The organism is Gammaproteobacteria bacterium (assembly GCA_016712635.1).
Taxonomy (GTDB): Bacteria; Pseudomonadota; Gammaproteobacteria; order SZUA-140; family SZUA-140; genus JADJWH01.
In genome coordinates, this window is sequence record JADJQS010000006.1 from 502,326 (window position 1) to 522,316 (window position 19,991).

The following is a 19,991-nucleotide window of genomic DNA, read 5'->3' on the forward strand; positions in this document are numbered from 1 at the left end:
GCTGCGTTCATGCATGGACGTTGAACCAGTCGAGTATGTCGAGTGGATCGTCAATCGTCCCGTCCGCATCCCATTCATGGGGGCTGTCGTCGTCCCCCAGGTAACCGAACAGCGCCACCAGCGTCTTCATGCCGGCGGCGCGGCCCGCCTCGATGTCGCGCCGCGCGTCACCGATGTAGAGGCAGTGCTCGGGCGCAATGCCGACCAGGGCGCTGGCGTGCAGGAGGGGTTCGGGATGGGGCTTGCGGTTGCGCGTGGTGTCGCCGCTAATGATGCACGCCGCGCGCGACGCGAGGCCGAGGCCCGCCAGCAGCGGTTCGGTCAGCCATGCCGGTTTGTTGGTCACGATGCCCCATTTTACGCCGCGGTTTTCCAGCGCGGCAAGGACCGTATCCATGCCGTCGAACAGGCGCGAATTCGTCATGAGCCGTTCGCGGTAGAGCGCCAGGAAGCGCTCGCGCAGGGCGGTGAAGCGCGCATCCCCCTCGTCAATGGCGAAGCCGACGCGCACCATGGCGCGCGCGCCGTGCGAGACGTGCGGACGGATCGTGTCGAACGGCAGTGGCATCTGTCCGTGCTCGGCGCGTAACGCGTTCAGCGTCGCGGCCAGGTCCGGGGCGGTGTCCACCAGCGTGCCGTCGAGATCGAACAGCAGGCAGCGCGGGGGACGTTCCACTGGTCATAAAGGTGTAGGACGGGCGACGTTTGCATGAGATTATCGAGCAGGACTGGAGGCCGAGGACTAAGGTCTAATTAAATTGAACATAACCAGTTCGATAATGAAGATACGCCTGATATGTCCCGGCCTTAGCCAAGCCCTCAGTCCTGTGTTTTTACGGCATGCACCAGGTAATTGACATCGACATCCTGGCCCAGCGAATAACGGCGCGTGAGCGGGTTGTAGCCCAGCCCGACGAGCTCGCGTACTTCGAGACCGGCGGTGCGCAGCCAGAGCCCGAGCTCGGAAGGACGGATGAAGCGGGCGTAGTCATGCGTGCCCTGCGGCAGCATGCGCAGCAGGTATTCGGCGCCGACGATCGCAAACAGATAGGCCTTGGGAGTGCGGTTGAGCGTGGAGAAGAAGACGCTGCCGCCGGGCCGCACCAGCCGGGCACAGGCGGTAACCAGGGTGTCCGGATCGGGCACATGCTCGAGCAGCTCCATGCAGGTGACGACATCCGCCGTCGCAGGGGATTCCGCGGCGAGCTCCTCGGCGCTGATGCGCCGGTAATCGACCTGCCGCCCGGTTTCGAGCAGGTGCAGGCGCGCGACCGCCAGCGATGATTCGGCCAGGTCGATGCCCGAAACGCGCGCGCCGCGTTCCGCCATCGCCTCGGCGAGCAGGCCGCCGCCGCAACCGACGTCGATCACGTCCTTTCCCGCCAGCCGCGCGCGCGCGTCGATGAATCCCAGCCGCAGCGGATTGATGTCGTGCAGTGTCTTGAACGGCCCCTCCGGATCCCACCAGCGCGCGGCCATGGCGTCGAACTTGGCGACTTCGGCGGCGTCTGCGTTGAGTGTGGTTGCGGCCATGTTGATACGCATGTATTGGTTGATTGGCAATTAATTCTGGTGAGGCGTTAGGCGTGAGGAGTCAGGCGCAGGATCAATAAAGTGCATGACAGGAAATATGCAGCGGATATGATTTTGACGCCTCACGCCTCACGCCTCACGCCCTCGTCTATGTTCATCACTCTCGGCGATTTTGTCCCGCCACGCCTCCGCGTTTGCGAGGATGGCGGTTTCGTCGAGGGTGGTGAGACGGCGGTCCTTGAGCAGGTGGCGGCCGGCGACCCATACATCGCTTACCTGCTGGCGGGCGCAGGTGTAGACCAGCTGCGAGATCGGATGATACACGGGGCGCGACTCGATGTCGCCAAGGTGTACGGCGACGACGTCGGCGGATTTTCCGCGCCGCAGCGATCCGATCTCCTCCTCCAGGCCGAGGGCGCGCGCGCCGTTCAGGGTGGCCATCCGCAGTGCGGCGGCGGCGGGCAGGGCGCTGGCATCGCCGGCTACGGCCTTGGCGAGCAGCGCCGCCGTGCGCATCTCGCCGAACATGTCGAGATCATTGTTGCTGGCGGCGCCGTCGGTGCCGAGCGCGACGTTGACACCGGCCTGGAGCAGCCTGTGCACAGGACAGAAACCGCTTGCGAGCTTGAGATTGGACTCCGGGCAGTGGATCACGTGCGCGCCGGTGTGAGCAAGGCGGGCGATTTCGGCGTCGTCGAGCTGGGTCATGTGTACCGCGAGCAGGCGCGGCGAGAGCAGGCCGAGCTGCTCCAGGCGCGCGATGGGCCGCTGGCGGTGGTGTTCGAGACTGCCGTTGATCTCGTCAGCCGTTTCGTGCACATGCATGTGCACGGGGATGTCCAGCTCGTCCGCCAGGGTGCGGATCCGCTGCAGGGGTTCATCCGACACGGTGTACGGGGCGTGCGGCGCGAACACGGTGCTGATGAGCGGGTCGCCGCGGTAGCGGTCGTGCAGCTCCAGACCCTTGGACAGGTACTCATCCGCGTCCGCCGCCCAGGCGGTGGGGAAGTCGATCATGATCAGGCCGATCGCCGCGCGCATGCCGGCGTGACTTGCTGCGCGCGCGGTCTCGTCCGGAAAGAAATACATGTCGTTGAAACAGGTGGTGCCGCCGCGCAGCATCTCGGCGATGGCGTGCTGCGAACCCTGAAACACGAATTCAGCCCCCACCCAGGCCGCCTCCGCGGGCCAGATGTGGTCGCGCAGCCATTGCATCAGCGGGAGGTCGTCGGACAGGCCGCGAAACAGGCACATCGCGGCGTGGGTGTGCGCGTTGACCAGGCCGGGTATCAGGGCGTGTTCGTCCAGGCGCAGTTCGTGTTCGGTGCGGTAGCGGCGCGCCGCCTCGGCGGAGGGCAGGATGTCTGCGATGCGTCCGCCCTGGATCGCGAGGGCGTGATGTTCGTGTACCCGGCCTTCCGGTTCGACCGGGATGATCCAGCGCGCATGGATGAGGGTGTCGACGGTGGTCATGGGGAAGGCCTGCCGGGAATCGGGTCCCGCTAGTATAGCGGGAAGGCGCTGCGGAAATCACCCGCGCCCGGGTGCGGGATCAGGGTAGGTCGGCGTGTCGCACGATGTAGATTTCGACGCGGCGATTGCGCGCGCGTCCATCACGGGTCCAGTTTTCGTCGATGGGGACGTGTTCGCCCAGTCCGCCGGCACGGAGCAGATCCGCCTCCACCCCCTGGCCGGCGAGGTAATCGCGCACGGCGCCCATCCGCTGGTCGGACAGCTTGTCGTTGTAGATTTCACCCGCCGTGTAATCGGCATGTCCCTGGATGATCACGCGGTCGATCCCGGTCGCGTGCCTGAGGTAGAGTGCCGCGTCATCGAGGATCCGGCGTGCCTGGTCGCCCAGTTGCGCGCGGTCGTGTTCGAAAAAGACATGGCGCAAGGGGATGAACTCGAACTGTGCACCGGGTCCGGACGCGGCGGGTGTGTCACGCGGTGACGTTTCCGCCGCCATGCCTTCCCCGGGGGCCGCGTCTTCGGCCAGGATCTGCGCAGCCGGCGGCAGCGCCAGCAGGACGGCTGTGATGGCGGCGTGCAGGATTGAATGCGAACGGGATCTCATCCTGGAAAATATCGGCCGCGCCGGTCGAGTCTTAACTGCGCCGTACGGGGCGGTGATGGTAGAATGTGGGTCGATTTAGCCGCGCGAACGGACGGTTCCGCTCCCCGGCCATCCACCCATACGACCATTCTGATACGGAATCTCCAGCGATGAATCTCGATGCCCATGACAGCGTACGTCCCATACTCTGGCGCGACGGCGCCCTGTGGCTGATCGATCAGCGCCTGCTGCCCCAGCGGAACGAGCAGATCGCCTGCCGCGACGTGGGCACAGTGGCGGAATCGATCCGCAACATGACGGTGCGCGGCGCGCCGGCCATCGGCATCGCGGCCGCCTACGGCGTGGTGCTGGCGGCGCGCGACCGCTTCGATGCCGCGCCGGCGACATGGAAGGCGGATATCGGGGAAGACCTGCAGCTGCTTGCCGGCACGCGTCCAACCGCGGTGAATCTTTTCTGGGCGATCGAACGCATGCGCGCGGCGATCGTGGACTGCCCCGGCGGCCCCGGCGTGCGCCTGCTGGAGGAGGCGCGCGCGATCCACGAGGAGGATATCGCCGCCAACCGCAGGATGGGACAGCTCGGCGCGGCGCTGATCGAGACCCCCTGCGCGGTATTGACGCACTGCAACGCAGGATCCCTCGCAACGGGGGGCTTCGGCACCGCGCTCGGCGTGATCCGCGCGGGCTATTTAAGCGACCGCATCCGGCGCGTCTATGCCGATGAGACCCGTCCCTGGCTGCAGGGTGCGCGGCTCACCGCCTGGGAGCTCCTCGAGGATCGCATACCGGTGACCCTGGTGGCGGAGGGCGCCGGCGCCCACCTGATGAAGCAGGGGGAGGTCGGCTGGCTGATCGTCGGTTCGGACCGCATCGCCGCCAATGGCGACGTCGCCAACAAGATCGGCACCTACGGCGCCGCGATCGCCGCGCGCCACCACGGCGTCAAGGTCATGGTCGTCGCGCCGACCTCGACCATCGACATGAGCACGCCCGACGGGGGGGCGATACCGATCGAGATGCGCCGCGAGGAGGAACTGCTCGCGCTTGGCGGCCATGTCGTGGCGGCCCCCGGCGCGCGGGCATGGAATCCGGTGTTCGACGTGACGCCCGCGGCCCTGGTCGACGCGATCGTCACCGAAAAGGGCGTGGTGTTGGCCCCGGACGCCGCCAAGATGGCTGCGCTGATGAAGTCCTGAGCGCGGTGCCCGAGCGGCCCGGCAGCTCTGCCTCGGGATGGCGGTTTGCCCGTTAGGAGAAGATGCGGCGGCCGTATGCCTTGTGCTAGAATTCCTCTCTTAATTTATACGCCCCGATACAGGGAAAAAAATAAACCACAAGGAATCAGGAAAACATGAGTCTGCCGCCACGCCCGCTCTCCGGCGCGGCCGCATGACGCATTCAACCGTTTCATGACAGATACCGCCAAAGAGATTCTCCTCACCAACATCGAAGAGGAGATGAAGCAGTCCTATATGGACTACGCCATGAGCGTGATCGTCGGGCGTGCGCTGCCGGACGTGCGCGACGGCCTCAAACCGGTGCATCGCCGCGTGCTGTTCGCGATGCACGGCCTCAACAACGACTGGAACAAACCTTACAAGAAGTCCGCCCGCGTGGTCGGTGACGTGATCGGTAAGTACCACCCGCACGGCGATACCGCGGTGTACGACTCCATCGTGCGCATGGCTCAGCCCTTCTCTCTGCGCTACATGCTGGTCGACGGGCAGGGCAATTTCGGTTCCGTCGACGGCGACGCCCCGGCGGCGATGCGTTACACCGAGGTGCGCATGTCGCGCATCGCCCACGAGATGCTGGCCGATCTCGACAAGGAGACGGTGGATTTCGGGCTCAACTACGACGAGACGGAACGGGAGCCGAAGGTCATGCCGGCGCGCATCCCGAACCTTCTCATCAACGGTTCCGCCGGTATTGCGGTCGGGCTCGCCACCAATGTTCCGCCACATAACCTGACCGAGATTGTCGGCGCCTGTCTTGCGCTGATCGACGACCCGGCGATCGACATCCAGGGCCTGATGGAGCATGTCCCCGGCCCCGACTTCCCCACCGGCGCGATCATCAACGGGGTGCGCGGCATTCACGAGGCGTATCGCACCGGTCGCGGGCGCATCTATCTGCGCGCCCGTGCGCATTTTGAAACCGAGGATTCCGGCCGCGAGCGCATCATCGTCACCGAGCTGCCCTATCAGGTCAACAAGGCGCTGCTGCTGGAGAAGATCGCGCAGCTGGTGAGGGAAAAGCGCCTCGAGGGTATCTCCGAACTGCGCGACGAATCCGACAAGGACGGCATGCGCATGGTCGTCGAGCTGAAGCGCGGCGAGATGGCCGAAGTGGTGCTCAACAACCTGTATCTGCATACCCAGATGCAGAACGTGTTCGGCATCAACATGGTAGCGCTCCTGGAGGGACAGCCGCGGCTGCTGAATCTCAAGCAGACGCTGGAGGCCTTCCTGCAGCACCGGCGCGAGGTCGTCACGCGGCGCACGATCTTCGACCTGCGCAAGGCGCGCGAGCGGGCCCATATATTGGAGGGTCTGACCGTCGCGCTGGCGAACATCGACGAGGTGATCGCCCTGATCAAGGCGGCCCCCGGCCCGGCCGAGGCGAAGGCCGGCCTGATGGCGCGCGCCTGGTCGCCGGGGGTGCTGACCGAGATGCTGGCGGGGGCCGGCGCCGGTCTGGCGCGGCCCGAGGGACTGGCCGAGGTATTCGGTCTGCAACCCTCCGGTTATCACCTGTCCGAGACTCAGGCCCAGGCGATCCTGGATCTGCGCCTGCACCGCCTGACCGGACTTGAGCAGGATAAAATCCGATCTGAATTCAAAGAAATAATAAACACAATTAAAGAACTGATTGAGATATTGTCGAATCCGGAGCGGCTCATGCAGGTAATCCGGGACGAGCTCCTCGCCGTGCGCGAGCAGTACGGCGATGCGCGCCGCACCGAGATCCAGCATGACCAGACCGACCTGTCGATGGAGGATCTGATCCCCCCGGAGGATGTCGTGGTCACGATGTCCCACGGCGGTTACGTCAAATCCCAGCCCGTCGAAATGTACCAGGCGCAGCGGCGCGGCGGGCGGGGCAAATCGGCCACCTCGATGAAGGAGGCCGACTTTATTGATAAACTCTTCGTTGCCAATACGCACGACGCCATCCTGTGCTTCTCCAGCCACGGCAAGGTCTATTGGCTCAAGGTCTACGAACTGCCGCAGGCGAGCCGTAACGCACGCGGCAAGCCGTTCGTGAACATCCTGCCGCTGGGGGAGCATGAACGCATCAATGCCGTGCTGCCGGTGCGTGAGTATGCGGAGGACAAGTTCGTCTTCATGGCGACCAGCAACGGCACCGTGAAGAAGACCCCGCTGACCGATTATTCGCGGCCGCGTTCGAACGGCATCATCGCGATCGAACTGGAGGAAGGGAACCACCTGATCGGGGTGGATATCACGGACGGGAGTAAGGATATTCTGCTGGTCTCGAGCGGCGGCAAGGCGGTGCGCTTCCGCGAGGACACCGTACGCCCGATGGGCCGGGTCGCCCGCGGCGTGCGCGGCATCAAGCTGGCGGAAGGCCAGCGGGTCATCTCGCTGCTGATCGCGGATGAAAAAGGTTATGTGCTGACCGCAACCGAGCACGGCTACGGCAAGCGCACCCGGATCGATGAATACCCGGTACACGGGCGCGGCGGCCAGGGCGTCATCTCCATCCAGACCACGGAGCGCAACGGTCCGGTGGTGGGGGCGGAGCTGGTGTTCGACGGCGATGAAGTCATGGTAATCACTGCGGGCGGCACCTTGGTGCGCACCCACGTGGACGAGATCTCGGTGCAGGGGCGCAACACCCAGGGCGTGCGCCTGATGCGCCTGGATGAAGGTGAGCGACTGGTCGGTATCGACCGGTTCGAGAGTCTGGAAGAAGAAGGTTCCGAGTAAGGGGCAGATAATGGCACGCGTCTACAATTTCAGCGCAGGCCCGGCGATGTTGCCGGAGGAAGTACTCAAACGCGCCAGCGAGGAGATGCTCGACTGGCATGGCAGCGGCATGTCGGTGATGGAGATGAGCCATCGCGGCAAGGCCTATCTGTCGATCGCGCGCCAGGCCGAGGCCGACCTGCGCGAACTGCTCGCCATCCCGTCCAGCTACAAGGTCCTGTTCCTGCAGGGCGGTGCGAGCCTGCAGTTCTCCATGGTGCCGGTCAACCTGCTGCGCGGAAAGCGCACGGCGGATTACATCAACACCGGCGCGTGGTCGAAGAAGGCGATCGAGGAGGCCCAGCGCTTCTGCGAGGTGAACGTCGCGGCGAGTTCCTCCGCCAGCAAATTCACCACCGTGCCGCCGCGCGCAGAATGGAAGCTGAACCCGGACGCCGCCTACGTGCACTACACGCCCAACGAGACCATCGGCGGCGTGGAGTTCCCGTTCATCCCCGACACCGGCGCCGTGCCGCTGGTCGCCGACATGTCGTCGACGCTGCTGTCGCGGCCGGTCGACGTAACGAAATTCGGCGTGATCTACGCCGGCGCGCAGAAGAACATCGGTCCCGCCGGACTGACCCTGGTCATCGTGCGCGAGGATCTCATCGGCGCGGCGCTGCCGGGCATGCCGGTCATGCTCGATTACAAGATCCACGCCGAGAACGAATCGATGTACAACACCCCGCCGACCTACAGCTGGTACATCGCGGGCCTGGTATTCGACTGGCTCAAGCGCCTCGGCGGCTTGGCCGGAATGGCGAAGATCAACCAGCGCAAGGCCGCCAGGCTGTACGATTACATTGACGCCTCCGGCTTTTACCGCAATCCGGTCGACAAACCCTGCCGTTCGTGGATGAACGTGCCGTTCACGCTGACGGACGAGGCGCTCGACGCACCCTTCCTGAAGGAGGCCGAGGCGAAGGGCCTGACCACGCTGCAGGGACACCGTTCCGTCGGCGGCATGCGCGCCAGCATTTACAATGCCGTGCCCGAGTCGGCCGTCGACGCGCTGCTCGCGTTTATGAAGGATTTCGCCAAACGGCGCGGATAGGATCGGTGAGGTGTTAGGAGTGAGGTGTCAGGAGTAAAAGATTTTGAATTTCCGCCTCACGCCTAACTCCTAACTCCAAACACCTCACCATTTAAAAAGGTGCGCGAACATTCATGTACAAGATCCTGACACTGAACAACATCTCCGTTGTTGGCCTGGAGCGCTTCCCGCGCGAGACCTATGAAATCGCGTCCGAGATCCTGCATCCGGACGCGATCCTGCTGCGTTCGTTCAAGATGCACGGCATGGCGATCCCGCCCACGCTGAAGGCGGTCGGCCGCGCCGGCGCCGGGGTGAACAATATCCCGGTGGCCGACATGAGCAAGCTCGGCATCCCGGTGTTCAACGCCCCGGGTGCGAACGCCAACGCCGTGAAAGAGCTGGTGGTCGCGGGCATGCTGCTCGCCTGCCGCAACATCTGCCAGGCGTGGGATTTCGCGCGCAACCTTGAGGGCGACGACGAATCCATCGGAAAACAGGCCGAGGCGGGCAAAAAGGATTTCGTCGGCTTCGAACTGCCGGGCCGTACCCTGGGCGTGATCGGGCTGGGGGCGATCGGCATCAAGGTTGCCAACGTCGCCATCGACCTCGGCATGCGCGTGATCGGCTACGACCCCAAGATTACCGTACAGAGCGCCTGGCGCCTGTCGTCCGAGGTGCAGCAGGCCGTGAGCCTGGACGACATGCTGTCCAAGGTGGATTTCGTCACCTTCCATGTGCCGCTCACCGACGAGACCCGCAACATGATCAATGCGGACCGCCTCAAGCGCATGAAGAACGGCGCGGTAATCCTGAATTTCGCGCGCGAAGGCATTGTCGACACCGCCGCGGTGAGTGCTGCGATCGACGCCGGCAGGATCTACGCCTATGTGTGCGACTTTCCGGGTAAACAGCTCAAGAATCACAAGCGCGTGATCGCCCTGCCACATCTCGGCGCCTCCACCGACGAGGCGGAGGAGAACTGTGCCGTCATGGTGGCGGACCAGGTGCGTGACTATCTCGAGAACGGCAATATCTTCAACGCGGTCAACTTCCCCGAGGTGCACATGCCGCGCACCGAGGGCTTCCGCATCGCCATCGCCAACGCCAACGTGCCCAACATGGTCGGCCAGATCTCGACCGCAATGGCGAAGGCGGGGCTGAACATCATCGACCTGCTCAACAAGTCGCGCGGCGAGATCGCCTATACCCTGGCCGATGTGGACCGCAAGATCCCGGCCGAGGTTGTGGAAGGCATACGCAAGATCGACGGCGTGCTGAATGTGCGGGTGATTGATTAGTGAGGAGAGAGGCGTGAGGAGTGAGGCGTAAGAGAATAAGATGTAATCATCCTGGCGAGGGGAGCTTCCCTGATTCCAGGTTTTTCGCGCCTAGCACCTCACCCCTCACGCCTCACGTTTACTGGATCTGAAATGTCCGAAGACGCGAAACTGAAGTCCATCCGCGCGCGCATCGATCAGATCGACGGGAAGCTGCAGGATCTGATCAGCGAGCGGGCCCGCTGCGCGCTCGAGGTGGCGCGGCTGAAGCAGACATCCGGCGACCTCGACTACTATCGGCCGGAGCGCGAGGCACAGGTCCTGCAGACCGTGATCGGTCGCAATCAGGGTCCGCTCGACGACGAGGTCGTGGCGCGCCTGTTCCGGGAGATCATGTCGGCCTGCCTGGCGCTGCAGCGTCCGATCGCCGTCGCCTACCTTGGGCCGGAAGGAACGTACACCGAGGCTTCGGTCTTCAAGCATTTCGGCCAGGAGGTGACGGCACGGCCTCTCGCCGCCATCGACGAGGTTTTCCGCGATGTCGAGGCGGGCGCCGTCGACTACGGCGTGGTCCCGATCGAGAATTCCTCTGAAGGGGCGGTCGACCACACGCTCGACATGTTCATGAGCTCGCCGCTCAAGATCTGCAGCGAGATCGAGCTGCGCATCCACCACAACCTGCTGGGCAAGGCCGCGGACCTGGGTACCGTGAACCGGGTCTACGCGCATCAGATGGCGCTGGCGCAATGCCGCGAGTGGCTCAATGCGCACCTCTCCGGCGTCGAATGCGAGGCGGTCAGCAGCAATGCCGGGGCCGCGCGGCGCGCGCAGGACGAACCGGGCGCCGCGGCCATCGCCGGCGTCAATGCGGCCGCCATCTACGGACTGGATATCCTGGCGGCGAATATCGAGGACAAACCGGACAACACCACCCGCTTCCTGGTGATCGGGCGCAAGATCCCCGCGCCGAGCGGACGGGACAAGACGTCACTGCTCGTCTCGACCACCAACCGGCCCGGCGCGCTCTTCCGGCTTTTGAAACCACTGGCCGAGCATGGTATTTCGATGACGCGCATCGAATCACGGCCGTCGCGGCGGGAAATGTGGGAATATGTGTTCTTCATCGACATCGAGGGGCACGCGCAGGAAGAGAAGGTGGCCTCGGTGATCGGGATCCTGGAAAATGAGGCCGCCATGCTCAAGGTGCTCGGTTCGTATCCGTGTGCGGTAGGGGACGGATTTCAAATCCGTCCCCATAAATGAGTCTGGGACAGATTTTAATCTGTCCCAGACACCTTAATTAATCGGGTGCAACAAATGATCGTCATCATGAAGGCCAATTCGACCGACGCGCAGATCGAAGCCGTAGAGGGCCATCTGCGCTCGCTCGGACTGCAGCCCCACACCTCGCGCGGCATGCAGCGCACCGTCGTCGGAGCGATCGGCGACGAACGCGAGATCGACCTTGACCGTGTCGGGGTGCTGGACGGCGTCGAGCGCGTCGTGCGCGTGATGAAGCCCTACAAGTTCGTCTCGCGCGAGTCGCACGAGCGCGATTCGGTCATCGACGTGAAGGGCATCCCGATCGGCGGCAGGACGATCCAGATCATCGGCGGACCCTGCTCGGTGGAGACGCCGGAACAGATGGAGGCCGCCGCCGCCGGCGTTGCCGCGGCCGGCTGCCGCCTGATGCGCGGCGGTGCCTTCAAGCCGCGCACCAGCCCGTATGCCTTCCAGGGCAAGGGCGTCGAAGGGTTGAGCATGTTCAAGGAGGCCGCGGGGCGCCACGGGCTGCCCATCGTCACCGAACTGATGGACGTGCGCATGCTGGATGTATTCCTGGAGCACAAGGTCGACGTGATCCAGATCGGCACGCGCAACATGCAGAACTTCGACCTGCTGAAGGAGGTCGGACGCAGCACCCACACCCCGGTGATCCTCAAGCGCGGCCTGTCGGCGACGATTTCCGAATGGCTGATGGCGGCCGAGTACATCGCCGCCGGCGGCAACCACAACATCATCTTCTGCGAACGCGGCGTGCGCACCTTCGAGGACGCCTATCGCAACATGCTCGACGTCACCGCCGTGCCGATGCTGAAGCGCGAGACCCACCTGCCGGTGCTGATCGATCCCAGCCACGCCGGCGGCAAGGCCTGGATGGTGCCGGCGCTGTCGCGCGCGGCGATCGCCGCCGGCGCGGACGGCCTGCTGGTGGAGATGCATCCCAATCCGCCCGCGGCGTGGTCGGACGCCGACCAGGCGCTCAATCCCCAGGAACTCGCCGCCCTGATGGGTGAGCTGCGCGGCATCGCAAGTGTGCTCGGACGCGAGCTCTGACGCGCCTTGCCAGGCCGACCGACCATTGCGCCCCGAACATGTCCCCTGACGCGCCAACCAGACGGCTGACCATCATCGGCGTCGGCCTGATCGGCGGATCGCTGGCGCGGGCGCTCAGGCGCGCATTCCCCGGCACCGAGATCATCGGCTCCGGGCGCCAGTTGCCCAACCTGCGGCGTGCGCTGGAGCTCGGCGTCATCGACCGCCACGAGACCGATCCGGCGCGCGCGGTAGAAGGAGCGGATCTGGTCGTGATTGCCGTACCGGTCGGGGCGATCGAATCCGTATTCGCCGCGATCGACGGGCATCTCGCGGCGGACGCGGTCATCACCGATGTCGGCAGTACGAAAGGCAATGTGGTCAGCTCTGCGCGGCGACGGCTCGGCGATCACCTGGCCGACTTCGTTCCCGGGCACCCGATCGCGGGCACGGAGCGCAGCGGCGTCGAGGCCTCGTTCGCCGAGCTGTTTCACGGCTGCCGGGTGATCCTGACGCCGCTCTCCGAGACGCGCCGCGCGGCGGTCGAACGCGTGCGCGCCGTATGGGAATGCGCCGGTGCGCGCGTGACCGAGATGGACGTGCGGCATCACGACGAGGTCCTGGCCGCCACCAGCCATCTGCCGCACCTGCTGGCCTATACGCTGGTCGACACCCTGGCGCGCATGGACGACAGCGAGGAGATCTTCGATTATGCCGCCGGCGGCTTCCGCGACTTCACGCGGATCGCCTCGTCGGACCCGGTGCTGTGGCGCGACATCTGCCTGGCCAATCGTGAGGCGATGCTCGGCATACTCCAGCGCTTCAGCGCAGACCTTGCCGGCATAGCCGAGGCCGTGCGCCGCGCCGACGGCGATCAACTGATGAAGGTGTTCGCGCACGCGAAGGAAGTGCGGGACCGGTTTTCCAAGAAAGGAACAGTGAGGAGTGAGGAGTGAAGTGTGAGGCGCATAATATGGTGAGTGATATTGAGCATATTTCCTGTGTCGCCTCACTCCTCACGCCTAACGCCTCACCAATGCTGCGATGACCACGAAAGAACACATCTTCGATATCAGCCCCGGCGGCCGTCTAACCGGCGACATCCGCGTCCCCGGCGACAAATCCATCTCGCACCGCTCCATCATGTTCGGTTCGCTGGCGGAGGGCGTGACCGAAGTGGAAGGATTCCTCGAGGGCGAGGACAGCCTGGCGACCCTGGCGGCGTTTCGCCGCATGGGGGTCGTCATCGACGGGCCCGAACGGGGCAGGGTCACCATTCACGGCGTCGGCCTGCGCGGCCTGCGGGCGCCCGATGGCCCGCTCGATCTAGGCAACTCCGGCACATCGATGCGTCTCATGTCTGGCCTGCTCATCGCGCAAGCTTTCGACACGGAACTGACCGGCGACGCCTCGCTGTCACGCCGGCCGATGCGCCGTGTGACGCAGCCGCTGGCATCGATGGGGGCGCGCATCGAGACCGGGGATTCGGGTACGCCACCGCTGCGGATCCGTGGCGGATCCAGGCTGCACGGAGTGCGTTATGACATGCCGGTGGCGAGCGCCCAGGTCAAGTCAGCGCTGCTGCTTGCCGGACTCTATGCCGAAGGGGAGACCTGCGTGACCGAGCCCGCGCCGACGCGCGACCATACCGAACGCATGCTCACCGCCTTCGGCTATCTGGTCACGCGCCACCACAACACGGTCTGTGTGAAAGGGGGAGGTAGACTCAATCCGACCCGCATCGAGATCCCGGCGGACATATCCTCGGCGGCATTCTTTATGGTCGGCGCCGCGATCGCGCCGGATTCTGACGTGACGCTGACAGGCGTCGGCATCAACCCGACACGCATCGGGGTCATCAATATCCTGCAGCAGATGGGCGCGCGGATCGAGTTGATCGACAAACGCATGTACGGCGGCGAACCGGTGGCCGACCTGCGCGTGCGCACGAGCGCCCTCAAGGGGATCGAGATCCCGCTTGAACAGGTCCCGCTGGCGATCGACGAATTTCCCGCCCTCTTCATCGCCGCGGCCTGCGCCGAAGGGCGGACGGTCCTGGCCGGCGCGGAGGAACTGCGCGTCAAGGAGAGCGACCGCATCCAGGTCATGGCTGACGGGCTGCAGCTGCTGGGCATTGATGCGGAACCGACACCGGACGGGATCATTATTCACGGAAAGGGCGGAGCCGATGCCAGGGGGACGGATGTAAAATCTGTCCCCGAGGATGAAGCGGTGTTTTCCGGCGGCGAGATCCAGAGCCACGGCGACCACCGCATCGCCATGGCCTTCGCCATAGCCGCACTGCGCGCCTCGAGTCCGATCCGCGTCCGTGACTGCAAGAATGTCGATACCTCGTTCCCGGAGGTTGTGGAGTTGGCAAGGGGGGCAGAGCTGGGGGTACGTATGAGGGGTGAGGCGTGAGGAGTGAGGAGAAAGAGTACGTCGAGTGGATTCAGCCTTCTGCCAATCAGATTCCGGTTTTTCGCCTCACGCCTACCCCTCACGCTTCACCTGTAGTTTCGATATATAATGCAGTAAGTTACACTGAATTCTTGATATGGATACTCAAGACAAGGCGCCAGTCATCACGGTCGACGGTCCCGGCGGAGTCGGGAAGGGGACGGTCAGCCGGATCCTGGCCGGCAGGCTGGGCTGGCACTTGCTCGACAGCGGCGCCCTCTATCGCCTGGTCGGCCTGAGCGCGCTGAGACGGGGTGTTGCACTCGCGAACGAGGCGGCGGTGGCCGCGCTCGCCATGAATCTGGATGTGAATTTCACCGGTAACAGCGATGAGAACGCGGTTATCACTCTTGGTAACGCCGACGTGAGCGATGCAATCCGCGCTGAAAATGTCGGATCGGCCGCTTCCCGGGTCGCCGCCTTGCCCGCCGTTCGCCAGGCCTTGCTGGAGCGGCAGCGCCGGTTTCGCCAGCCCCCGGGGCTCGTGGCCGATGGCCGCGATATGGGGACAGTGGTCTTTCCGGATGCCCAGCTCAAGGTGTTTCTCCAGGCCAGCCCGGATGAGCGCGCATCAAGGCGCTATAAACAGTTGAAGGACAAGGGAATCAGTGTTAGTCTAAGTGCCCTTCTGAAGGAAATTGAAGAACGTGACATGCGGGACAGCGGTCGTCGGATAGCACCGATGAAGCCGGCAGAGGGCGCCGTCATGATCGATACCACCCATATGGGTATCGAAGAAGTGGTGGACAGTATCCTGCAGGCGTGGGAAATCCGCACGTCATGAAAAACCGGGAAACCGTATTCTTCAAGCCGTTTCTGAAGCTTAGATAAAGGTGCCCACCGCCGGGACATGCATCCCGCGGCGAGGCGTATGTTAAATCGTCTGCATTCGCAGATATAACCAAGGGAATTGCCCGTCGCCAGCCGCCGCGGCAAGGAAACGTAAACCCAATGAGTGAAAGCTTCGCACAACTTTTTGAACAGACCCAGGTAGAAAAGCAGATGCGTCCCGGTTCCATCGTGATCGGGATCGTCGTCAGCGTCGGCCCTGATGTCGTCGTGGTCAATGCCGGCCTTAAATCCGAGGGCGTCATCCCGATCGAGCAGTTCTTCAATGACAGCGGCGTCGCCGATGTGCGCGTCGGCGACTCGATCGAAGTCGCGCTCGACGCCGTCGAGGACGGCACCGGAGAAACCCGCCTCTCCCGCGAGAAGGCCCGCCGCATCAAGCAGTGGGACATTCTCGACCAGGTCATGGCCAACGGCGACAAGGTCGTCGGCCGCATCAGCGGCAAGGTCAAGGGCGGCTTCACAGTCGACATCGGCGATATCCGCGCGTTCCTGCCCGGCTCGCTGGTCGACATCCGCCCGGTGCGCGACCTGTCCCACCTGGAAGGCAAGGATCTCGAATTCAAGATCGTCAAGACCGACCGCAAGCGCAATAACGTCGTCGTGTCGCGCCGCGCCGTGGTCGAGAGCGAAGGCAGCGCCGAGCGTGATGCCCTGCTGTCCAACCTGGAGGAAGGCCAGGTGGTCAAGGGCGTGGTGAAGAACCTGACCGATTACGGCGCGTTCATCGACCTCGGCGGCATCGACGGCCTGCTGCACATCACCGACATGGCGTGGAAGCGCATCAAACAGCCGGCGGACATCGTCAATATCGGCGACGAGATCAACGTCAAGATCCTCAAGTTCGACCGCGAACGCAATCGCGTGTCGCTGGGACTCAAGCAACTGGGCGAGGATCCGTGGGAGAACCTCACGCGGCGCTACCCGGTCGGCTCCAAGGTGTTCGGCAAGGTCACCAATATCGCCGACTACGGCTGCTTCGTCGAGATCGAGGAGGGCGTGGAAGGCCTGGTGCACGTGTCGGAGATGGACTGGACCAACAAGAACATGCATCCCTCGAAGGTGGTGCATCTGGGCGACGAGATCGAGGTCATGGTGCTCGACATCGACGCCGACCGCCGCCGCATCTCGCTCGGCATCAAGCAGTGCCAGTCGAATCCGTGGGAGGATTTCGCGGGCCGCCACAACAAGGGCGACAAGATTGCGGGCGTGATCAAGTCAATCACCGACTTCGGCATCTTCGTCGGACTGGAAGGCGGCATCGACGGCCTGCTGCATCTGTCGGACCTGTCCTGGAACGCCGTAGGGGAAGAGTCGGCTCACAACTTCAAGAAGGGCGACGAGATCGAGACCGTTATCCTGGCGATCGATCCGGAGCGCGAGCGCATCTCGCTCGGCATCAAGCAGCTCGAGCGTGATCCGTTCGAACTGTACGTGGCGGAGCATCCCAAGGGCAGCATTGTCACCGGCAAGGTCACCGCGATCGACGCCAAGGGCGTGACAGTGACGCTGGCGGACAGCGTGGAAGGTTATATCCGCTCGGCAGACCTGTCGCGCGAACGGGTGGAGGACGCCCATTCCGTGGTCACCGTCGGACAGGACGTGGAGGCGAAGTTCACCGGCGTGAACCGCAAGAACCACACCATCATGCTTTCGATCAAGGCGAAAGACGAGCATGAGGAGGCCGAAGCGGTCAGGGAATACAGCCGTTCCTCTTCCGAATCCGGTGGGGCAACGACGCTGGGGGATCTGATCAAGGAGCAGCTCGACAACAAATAAGCGATGCGATGAACCCACAGGGACGTGGGTATCCGCGCGGGTGGTGCAGGGTTTCGTTGGATAACGGGTTGTTAGGGATAATTCCGGTATTGGGGGCCACTGTAATGACGAAATCAGAACTAATAGAAATAATCGCGCAACGACAGAAACACCTTTCCTACAAGGACATCGAGTTCGCTGTAAAGACGATGATCGAACAGATGGCGCAGTCGCTTGCGAGCGGCGAGCGCATCGAAATACGCGGCTTCGGCAGTTTTTCCCTGCATTTCCGCCCCCCCAGAATGGGGCGTAATCCCAAGACCGGCGAGGCCGTGCCTCTGGCCGGCAAGCACGTGCCGCATTTCAAGCCGGGAAAGGAACTGCGCGAACGCGTCAACCGCGGTGCGGCGCAGGAAAAGACCAAGACTGCCGGCCAGCAGGCGATGACAAGGGAAATGCAGTAGGGCATTGTCACTGCCCGGCCGCCGCGCCGGTCGCAAACCCGTGTCGATGAGGGCGGATGAAGCGCATAATCAGTCTGGTATTCTTCCTGATCGTGCTGATCTGCGGCCTTTTCTTCGGATTGCTGAACGCGGATTCCGTCAGGATCGACTATTACATCGGTGCGCGTGAACTCCCCCTCTCGCTGGTCCTCGTCCTCGCGCTCCTTGCGGGCGCCGTGTGCGGAGTGCTGGCCGCGCTGGGGATGATCTTCAGGAAGAACCGCGAGATCGCGCGGTTGCGCAAGGAGATCAAGATCACCGGCAAGGAACTCAGCAACCTTCGCGCGCTCCCCTACCAAGACGAACGCTGATGCCGCTTGAACTGTTGTGGCTGCTGCTGCCGTTGGCCGCCGCCTCAGGCTGGTATACGGCCAGCCGCGTCAAGAGCCGCGCGCCGGACATCCGTGTCGAGCCTGAATATTTCAAGGGCATCAACTACCTCCTCAACGAACAGCCGGACAAGGCGATTGAGGTGCTGCTGCAGATCGTGCAGATCGACAGCGAGACGGTGGAGCCGCATTTCGCCCTGGGCAACCTGTTCCGACGCCAGGGTGAGGTGGATCGCGCCATCCGTATCCACCAGAATCTCATCGCCCGTCCGCAGCTGACGCGTGCGCAGCGCAACCGTGCCCTGTTCGAGCTCGGACGCGACTATCACCAGGCCGGCCTGCTGGACCGCGCAGAGAACCTGTTCCGGGAGCTCGTCGAGCGCGATCCGAAGCATGTCGATGCCTTGCGCCTGCTGGGCGGCATTTACGAGCAGGAAAACGAATGGGAGAAGGCGATCGCCGTCACGGTCGCGCTTGACGGAAACCGGCCGGTGCTCGCCAACTACTATTGCGAACTGGCGGCACAGGCGATGGCGGCGGGCGATCACGATCGCGCTAAGAAGATGCTGCGGCGCGCCTACTTCAAGGATCGCAGGTGCGTGCGCGCGAGCCTGCTGGCGGCCACCGTCGCATGCACGGAAGGCAAGTACAAGGCGGCCATCAAGTCGCTGCAGAGGGTGAGCCGGCAGGACCCGCTGTACCTGTCGGAGGCGGTCGTTCCGCTGCTGGATTGCCACGACAAGATCGGCCGCCCCGACCAGGCGATCGAATTCCTTGCCGCGGCACTGCGCCGGCAGGGTTCCTTTCAGCCGGTCATGCTGTTCGTGCAATACCTGGCGCGACAGCGCGGCGAAGCGGAGGCACGGCTTTACCTGGAGAGCTATCTGCAATCGCATCCCTCGCTGCCGGGCCTGGCGTATCTGCTAGAATCGCTCGGGCAGGGCGAAGGCGCCGGCGGCAGGGAATCGGTCGAGGTCGGGCTTCGCATAATTAATAAATTACTTGAGAATATCCCAATGTATCATTGTTCAAATTGCGGATTTCGAGGGAAAAGCCTGCGCTGGCAGTGTCCGGGATGCCGGCAGTGGAATACCGTCAGGCCCTATCAGGGACAGCCGGCATGAATCAAGGCGGGGCGGGGGCCCGGCCGGCGGATGCAAAACGCATCATCGTGGCATTGGATTATCCGGATGCGGGAAGGGCGCTGGCGGCGGCGGATCGGCTGGACAAGGAGCTGTGCCGGGTCAAGGTCGGCAAGGAACTGTTCACCCGCGCCGGTCCGGCACTGGTCGAGCGCCTTGTCGGGCGCGGTTTCGACGTCTTTCTGGACCTGAAATTTCACGACATCCCCAATACGGTCGCCGCCGCCTGCACCGCCGCGGCCGAACTCGGCGTATGGATGGTGAACGTCCACGCCCAGGGCGGGCGACGCATGCTGGGTGCCGCCCGGGAAAGCGTGGAACGCTTTACGCCGCGACCGCGGCTGATCGCGGTGACGGTGCTGACCAGCCTGGACGACGGCGACCTCCGCGAAATCGGGTTTCAGGACGGCACGGAGCAACTGGTGGAACGGCTGGCGGCATTGACCGCGGATGCGGGCCTGGATGGCGTCGTCTGTTCACCGCGCGAGGCCGCGTCAATGCGCCGCAGGCACGGGGCCGGATTCCTGCTGGTCACGCCGGGGATCCGCCCGGGGGGGAGTGCGCAGGACGACCAGCAGCGGGTGATGACCCCGTCCGAGGCCGTGCGCAACGGCTCTGATTATCTCGTCATCGGCCGCCCGATTACCGGCGCCGCCGACCCTGTGGCCGCCTTGCGGGCCATCCAGGAGGAGATCGCCGGATCCTGTAATTGACCCCGC

General features: G+C 64.0%; 18 protein-coding genes. 14 read left to right on the forward strand and 4 right to left on the reverse strand.

Annotated elements, in window-relative coordinates; translation table 11 throughout:
• Positions 1–7: 7 nt before the first annotated feature.
• The 4 genes from gph to IPK65_09265 form a co-directional block, all read right to left on the reverse strand.
• Positions 8–655, reverse strand: a complete 648-nt coding sequence (gph, locus tag IPK65_09250; protein ID MBK8163313.1) for a phosphoglycolate phosphatase — start codon at positions 653–655, stop codon at positions 8–10.
• A 164-nt stretch (positions 656–819) separates the two neighbouring features.
• Complete coding sequence (gene ubiG, locus IPK65_09255) at positions 820–1,533, reverse strand: bifunctional 2-polyprenyl-6-hydroxyphenol methylase/3-demethylubiquinol 3-O-methyltransferase UbiG (protein ID MBK8163314.1); 714 nt, start codon at positions 1,531–1,533, stop codon at positions 820–822.
• A gap of 129 nt (positions 1,534–1,662) precedes the next feature.
• Positions 1,663–3,006: a TRZ/ATZ family hydrolase gene (locus tag IPK65_09260; protein ID MBK8163315.1), complete on the reverse strand. Its 1,344-nt coding sequence runs from the start codon at positions 3,004–3,006 to the stop codon at positions 1,663–1,665.
• Between the two features lie 79 nt (positions 3,007–3,085).
• Entirely contained in the window at positions 3,086–3,610 is a 525-nt protein-coding gene (locus IPK65_09265) for an OmpA family protein (GenBank protein ID MBK8163316.1), read from the reverse strand.
• Positions 3,611–3,759: 149 nt separating this feature from the next.
• Here IPK65_09265 and mtnA point away from each other — a divergent pair, with 149 nt between their 5' ends.
• The 14 genes from mtnA to pyrF all read left to right on the forward strand — a co-directional run bounded on the left by mtnA (position 3,760) and on the right by pyrF (position 19,985).
• Positions 3,760–4,806 carry an S-methyl-5-thioribose-1-phosphate isomerase gene (mtnA, locus tag IPK65_09270; GenBank protein ID MBK8163317.1) on the forward strand — a complete coding sequence of 349 codons (1,047 nt, stop codon included), beginning with the start codon at positions 3,760–3,762 and terminating at the stop codon, positions 4,804–4,806.
• 213 nt (positions 4,807–5,019) lie between these two features.
• On the forward strand, positions 5,020–7,563 hold the full coding sequence (gene gyrA, locus IPK65_09275; protein ID MBK8163318.1) for a DNA gyrase subunit A: 2,544 nt from the start codon (positions 5,020–5,022) through the stop codon (positions 7,561–7,563).
• 10 nt (positions 7,564–7,573) lie between these two features.
• Complete coding sequence (gene serC / locus IPK65_09280) at positions 7,574–8,656, forward strand: 3-phosphoserine/phosphohydroxythreonine transaminase (protein MBK8163319.1); 1,083 nt, start codon at positions 7,574–7,576, stop codon at positions 8,654–8,656.
• 113 nt (positions 8,657–8,769) lie between these two features.
• Positions 8,770–9,936 carry a phosphoglycerate dehydrogenase gene (locus tag IPK65_09285; protein ID MBK8163320.1) on the forward strand — a complete coding sequence of 389 codons (1,167 nt, stop codon included), beginning with the start codon at positions 8,770–8,772 and terminating at the stop codon, positions 9,934–9,936.
• A gap of 132 nt (positions 9,937–10,068) precedes the next feature.
• On the forward strand, positions 10,069–11,178 hold the full coding sequence (gene pheA, locus IPK65_09290; GenBank protein ID MBK8163321.1) for a prephenate dehydratase: 1,110 nt from the start codon (positions 10,069–10,071) through the stop codon (positions 11,176–11,178).
• Positions 11,179–11,232: 54 nt separating this feature from the next.
• The gene (gene aroF / locus IPK65_09295) at positions 11,233–12,252 is read left to right on the forward strand and encodes a 3-deoxy-7-phosphoheptulonate synthase (protein MBK8163322.1); all 1,020 of its coding nucleotides are present in this window, start codon (positions 11,233–11,235) and stop codon (positions 12,250–12,252) included.
• 38 nt (positions 12,253–12,290) lie between these two features.
• Positions 12,291–13,187: a prephenate dehydrogenase/arogenate dehydrogenase family protein gene (locus tag IPK65_09300; GenBank protein ID MBK8163323.1), complete on the forward strand. Its 897-nt coding sequence runs from the start codon at positions 12,291–12,293 to the stop codon at positions 13,185–13,187.
• A gap of 88 nt (positions 13,188–13,275) precedes the next feature.
• Complete coding sequence (aroA, locus tag IPK65_09305; GenBank protein MBK8163324.1) at positions 13,276–14,652, forward strand: 3-phosphoshikimate 1-carboxyvinyltransferase; 1,377 nt, start codon at positions 13,276–13,278, stop codon at positions 14,650–14,652.
• Between the two features lie 136 nt (positions 14,653–14,788).
• Entirely contained in the window at positions 14,789–15,475 is a 687-nt protein-coding gene (gene cmk, locus IPK65_09310) for a (d)CMP kinase (protein MBK8163325.1), read from the forward strand.
• A 167-nt stretch (positions 15,476–15,642) separates the two neighbouring features.
• On the forward strand, positions 15,643–17,319 hold the full coding sequence (gene rpsA / locus IPK65_09315) for a 30S ribosomal protein S1 (GenBank protein ID MBK8163326.1): 1,677 nt from the start codon (positions 15,643–15,645) through the stop codon (positions 17,317–17,319).
• A 104-nt stretch (positions 17,320–17,423) separates the two neighbouring features.
• Positions 17,424–17,762: an integration host factor subunit beta gene (locus IPK65_09320; protein MBK8163327.1), complete on the forward strand. Its 339-nt coding sequence runs from the start codon at positions 17,424–17,426 to the stop codon at positions 17,760–17,762.
• A 56-nt stretch (positions 17,763–17,818) separates the two neighbouring features.
• Positions 17,819–18,112, forward strand: coding sequence for a DUF1049 domain-containing protein (locus tag IPK65_09325; protein MBK8163328.1), 294 nt, complete (start codon positions 17,819–17,821; stop codon positions 18,110–18,112).
• Positions 18,112–19,254 carry a lipopolysaccharide assembly protein LapB gene (gene lapB, locus IPK65_09330; protein MBK8163329.1) on the forward strand — a complete coding sequence of 381 codons (1,143 nt, stop codon included), beginning with the start codon at positions 18,112–18,114 and terminating at the stop codon, positions 19,252–19,254. Before IPK65_09325 ends, lapB begins: the two co-directional genes overlap by 1 nt.
• Entirely contained in the window at positions 19,251–19,985 is a 735-nt protein-coding gene (gene pyrF / locus IPK65_09335; GenBank protein MBK8163330.1) for an orotidine-5'-phosphate decarboxylase, read from the forward strand. The genes lapB and pyrF overlap by 4 nt, the downstream gene beginning before the upstream one ends.
• The last annotated feature ends 6 nt before the right edge of the window (positions 19,986–19,991 follow it).

Bases quoted from the DNA above. Each gene is read 5' to 3' on its own strand.
- IPK65_09300 (MBK8163323.1), top strand. From the start codon at position 12,291: ATGTCCCCTGACGCGCCAACCAGACGGCTGACCATCATCGGCGTCGGC.
- IPK65_09265 (MBK8163316.1), bottom strand. From the start codon at position 3,610: ATGAGATCCCGTTCGCATTCAATCCTGCACGCCGCCATCACAGCCGTC.
- gyrA (MBK8163318.1), top strand. From the start codon at position 5,020: ATGACAGATACCGCCAAAGAGATTCTCCTCACCAACATCGAAGAGGAG.
- IPK65_09285 (MBK8163320.1), top strand. From the start codon at position 8,770: ATGTACAAGATCCTGACACTGAACAACATCTCCGTTGTTGGCCTGGAG.
- aroF (MBK8163322.1), top strand. From the start codon at position 11,233: ATGATCGTCATCATGAAGGCCAATTCGACCGACGCGCAGATCGAAGCC.
- lapB (MBK8163329.1), top strand. From the start codon at position 18,112: ATGCCGCTTGAACTGTTGTGGCTGCTGCTGCCGTTGGCCGCCGCCTCA.
- IPK65_09260 (MBK8163315.1), bottom strand. From the start codon at position 3,006: ATGACCACCGTCGACACCCTCATCCATGCGCGCTGGATCATCCCGGTC.
- IPK65_09325 (MBK8163328.1), top strand. From the start codon at position 17,819: ATGAAGCGCATAATCAGTCTGGTATTCTTCCTGATCGTGCTGATCTGC.
- rpsA (MBK8163326.1), top strand. From the start codon at position 15,643: ATGAGTGAAAGCTTCGCACAACTTTTTGAACAGACCCAGGTAGAAAAG.
- mtnA (MBK8163317.1), top strand. From the start codon at position 3,760: ATGAATCTCGATGCCCATGACAGCGTACGTCCCATACTCTGGCGCGAC.
- ubiG (MBK8163314.1), bottom strand. From the start codon at position 1,533: ATGGCCGCAACCACACTCAACGCAGACGCCGCCGAAGTCGCCAAGTTC.
- IPK65_09320 (MBK8163327.1), top strand. From the start codon at position 17,424: ATGACGAAATCAGAACTAATAGAAATAATCGCGCAACGACAGAAACAC.
- pyrF (MBK8163330.1), top strand. From the start codon at position 19,251: ATGAATCAAGGCGGGGCGGGGGCCCGGCCGGCGGATGCAAAACGCATC.
- aroA (MBK8163324.1), top strand. From the start codon at position 13,276: ATGACCACGAAAGAACACATCTTCGATATCAGCCCCGGCGGCCGTCTA.
- serC (MBK8163319.1), top strand. From the start codon at position 7,574: ATGGCACGCGTCTACAATTTCAGCGCAGGCCCGGCGATGTTGCCGGAG.
- pheA (MBK8163321.1), top strand. From the start codon at position 10,069: ATGTCCGAAGACGCGAAACTGAAGTCCATCCGCGCGCGCATCGATCAG.
- cmk (MBK8163325.1), top strand. From the start codon at position 14,789: ATGGATACTCAAGACAAGGCGCCAGTCATCACGGTCGACGGTCCCGGC.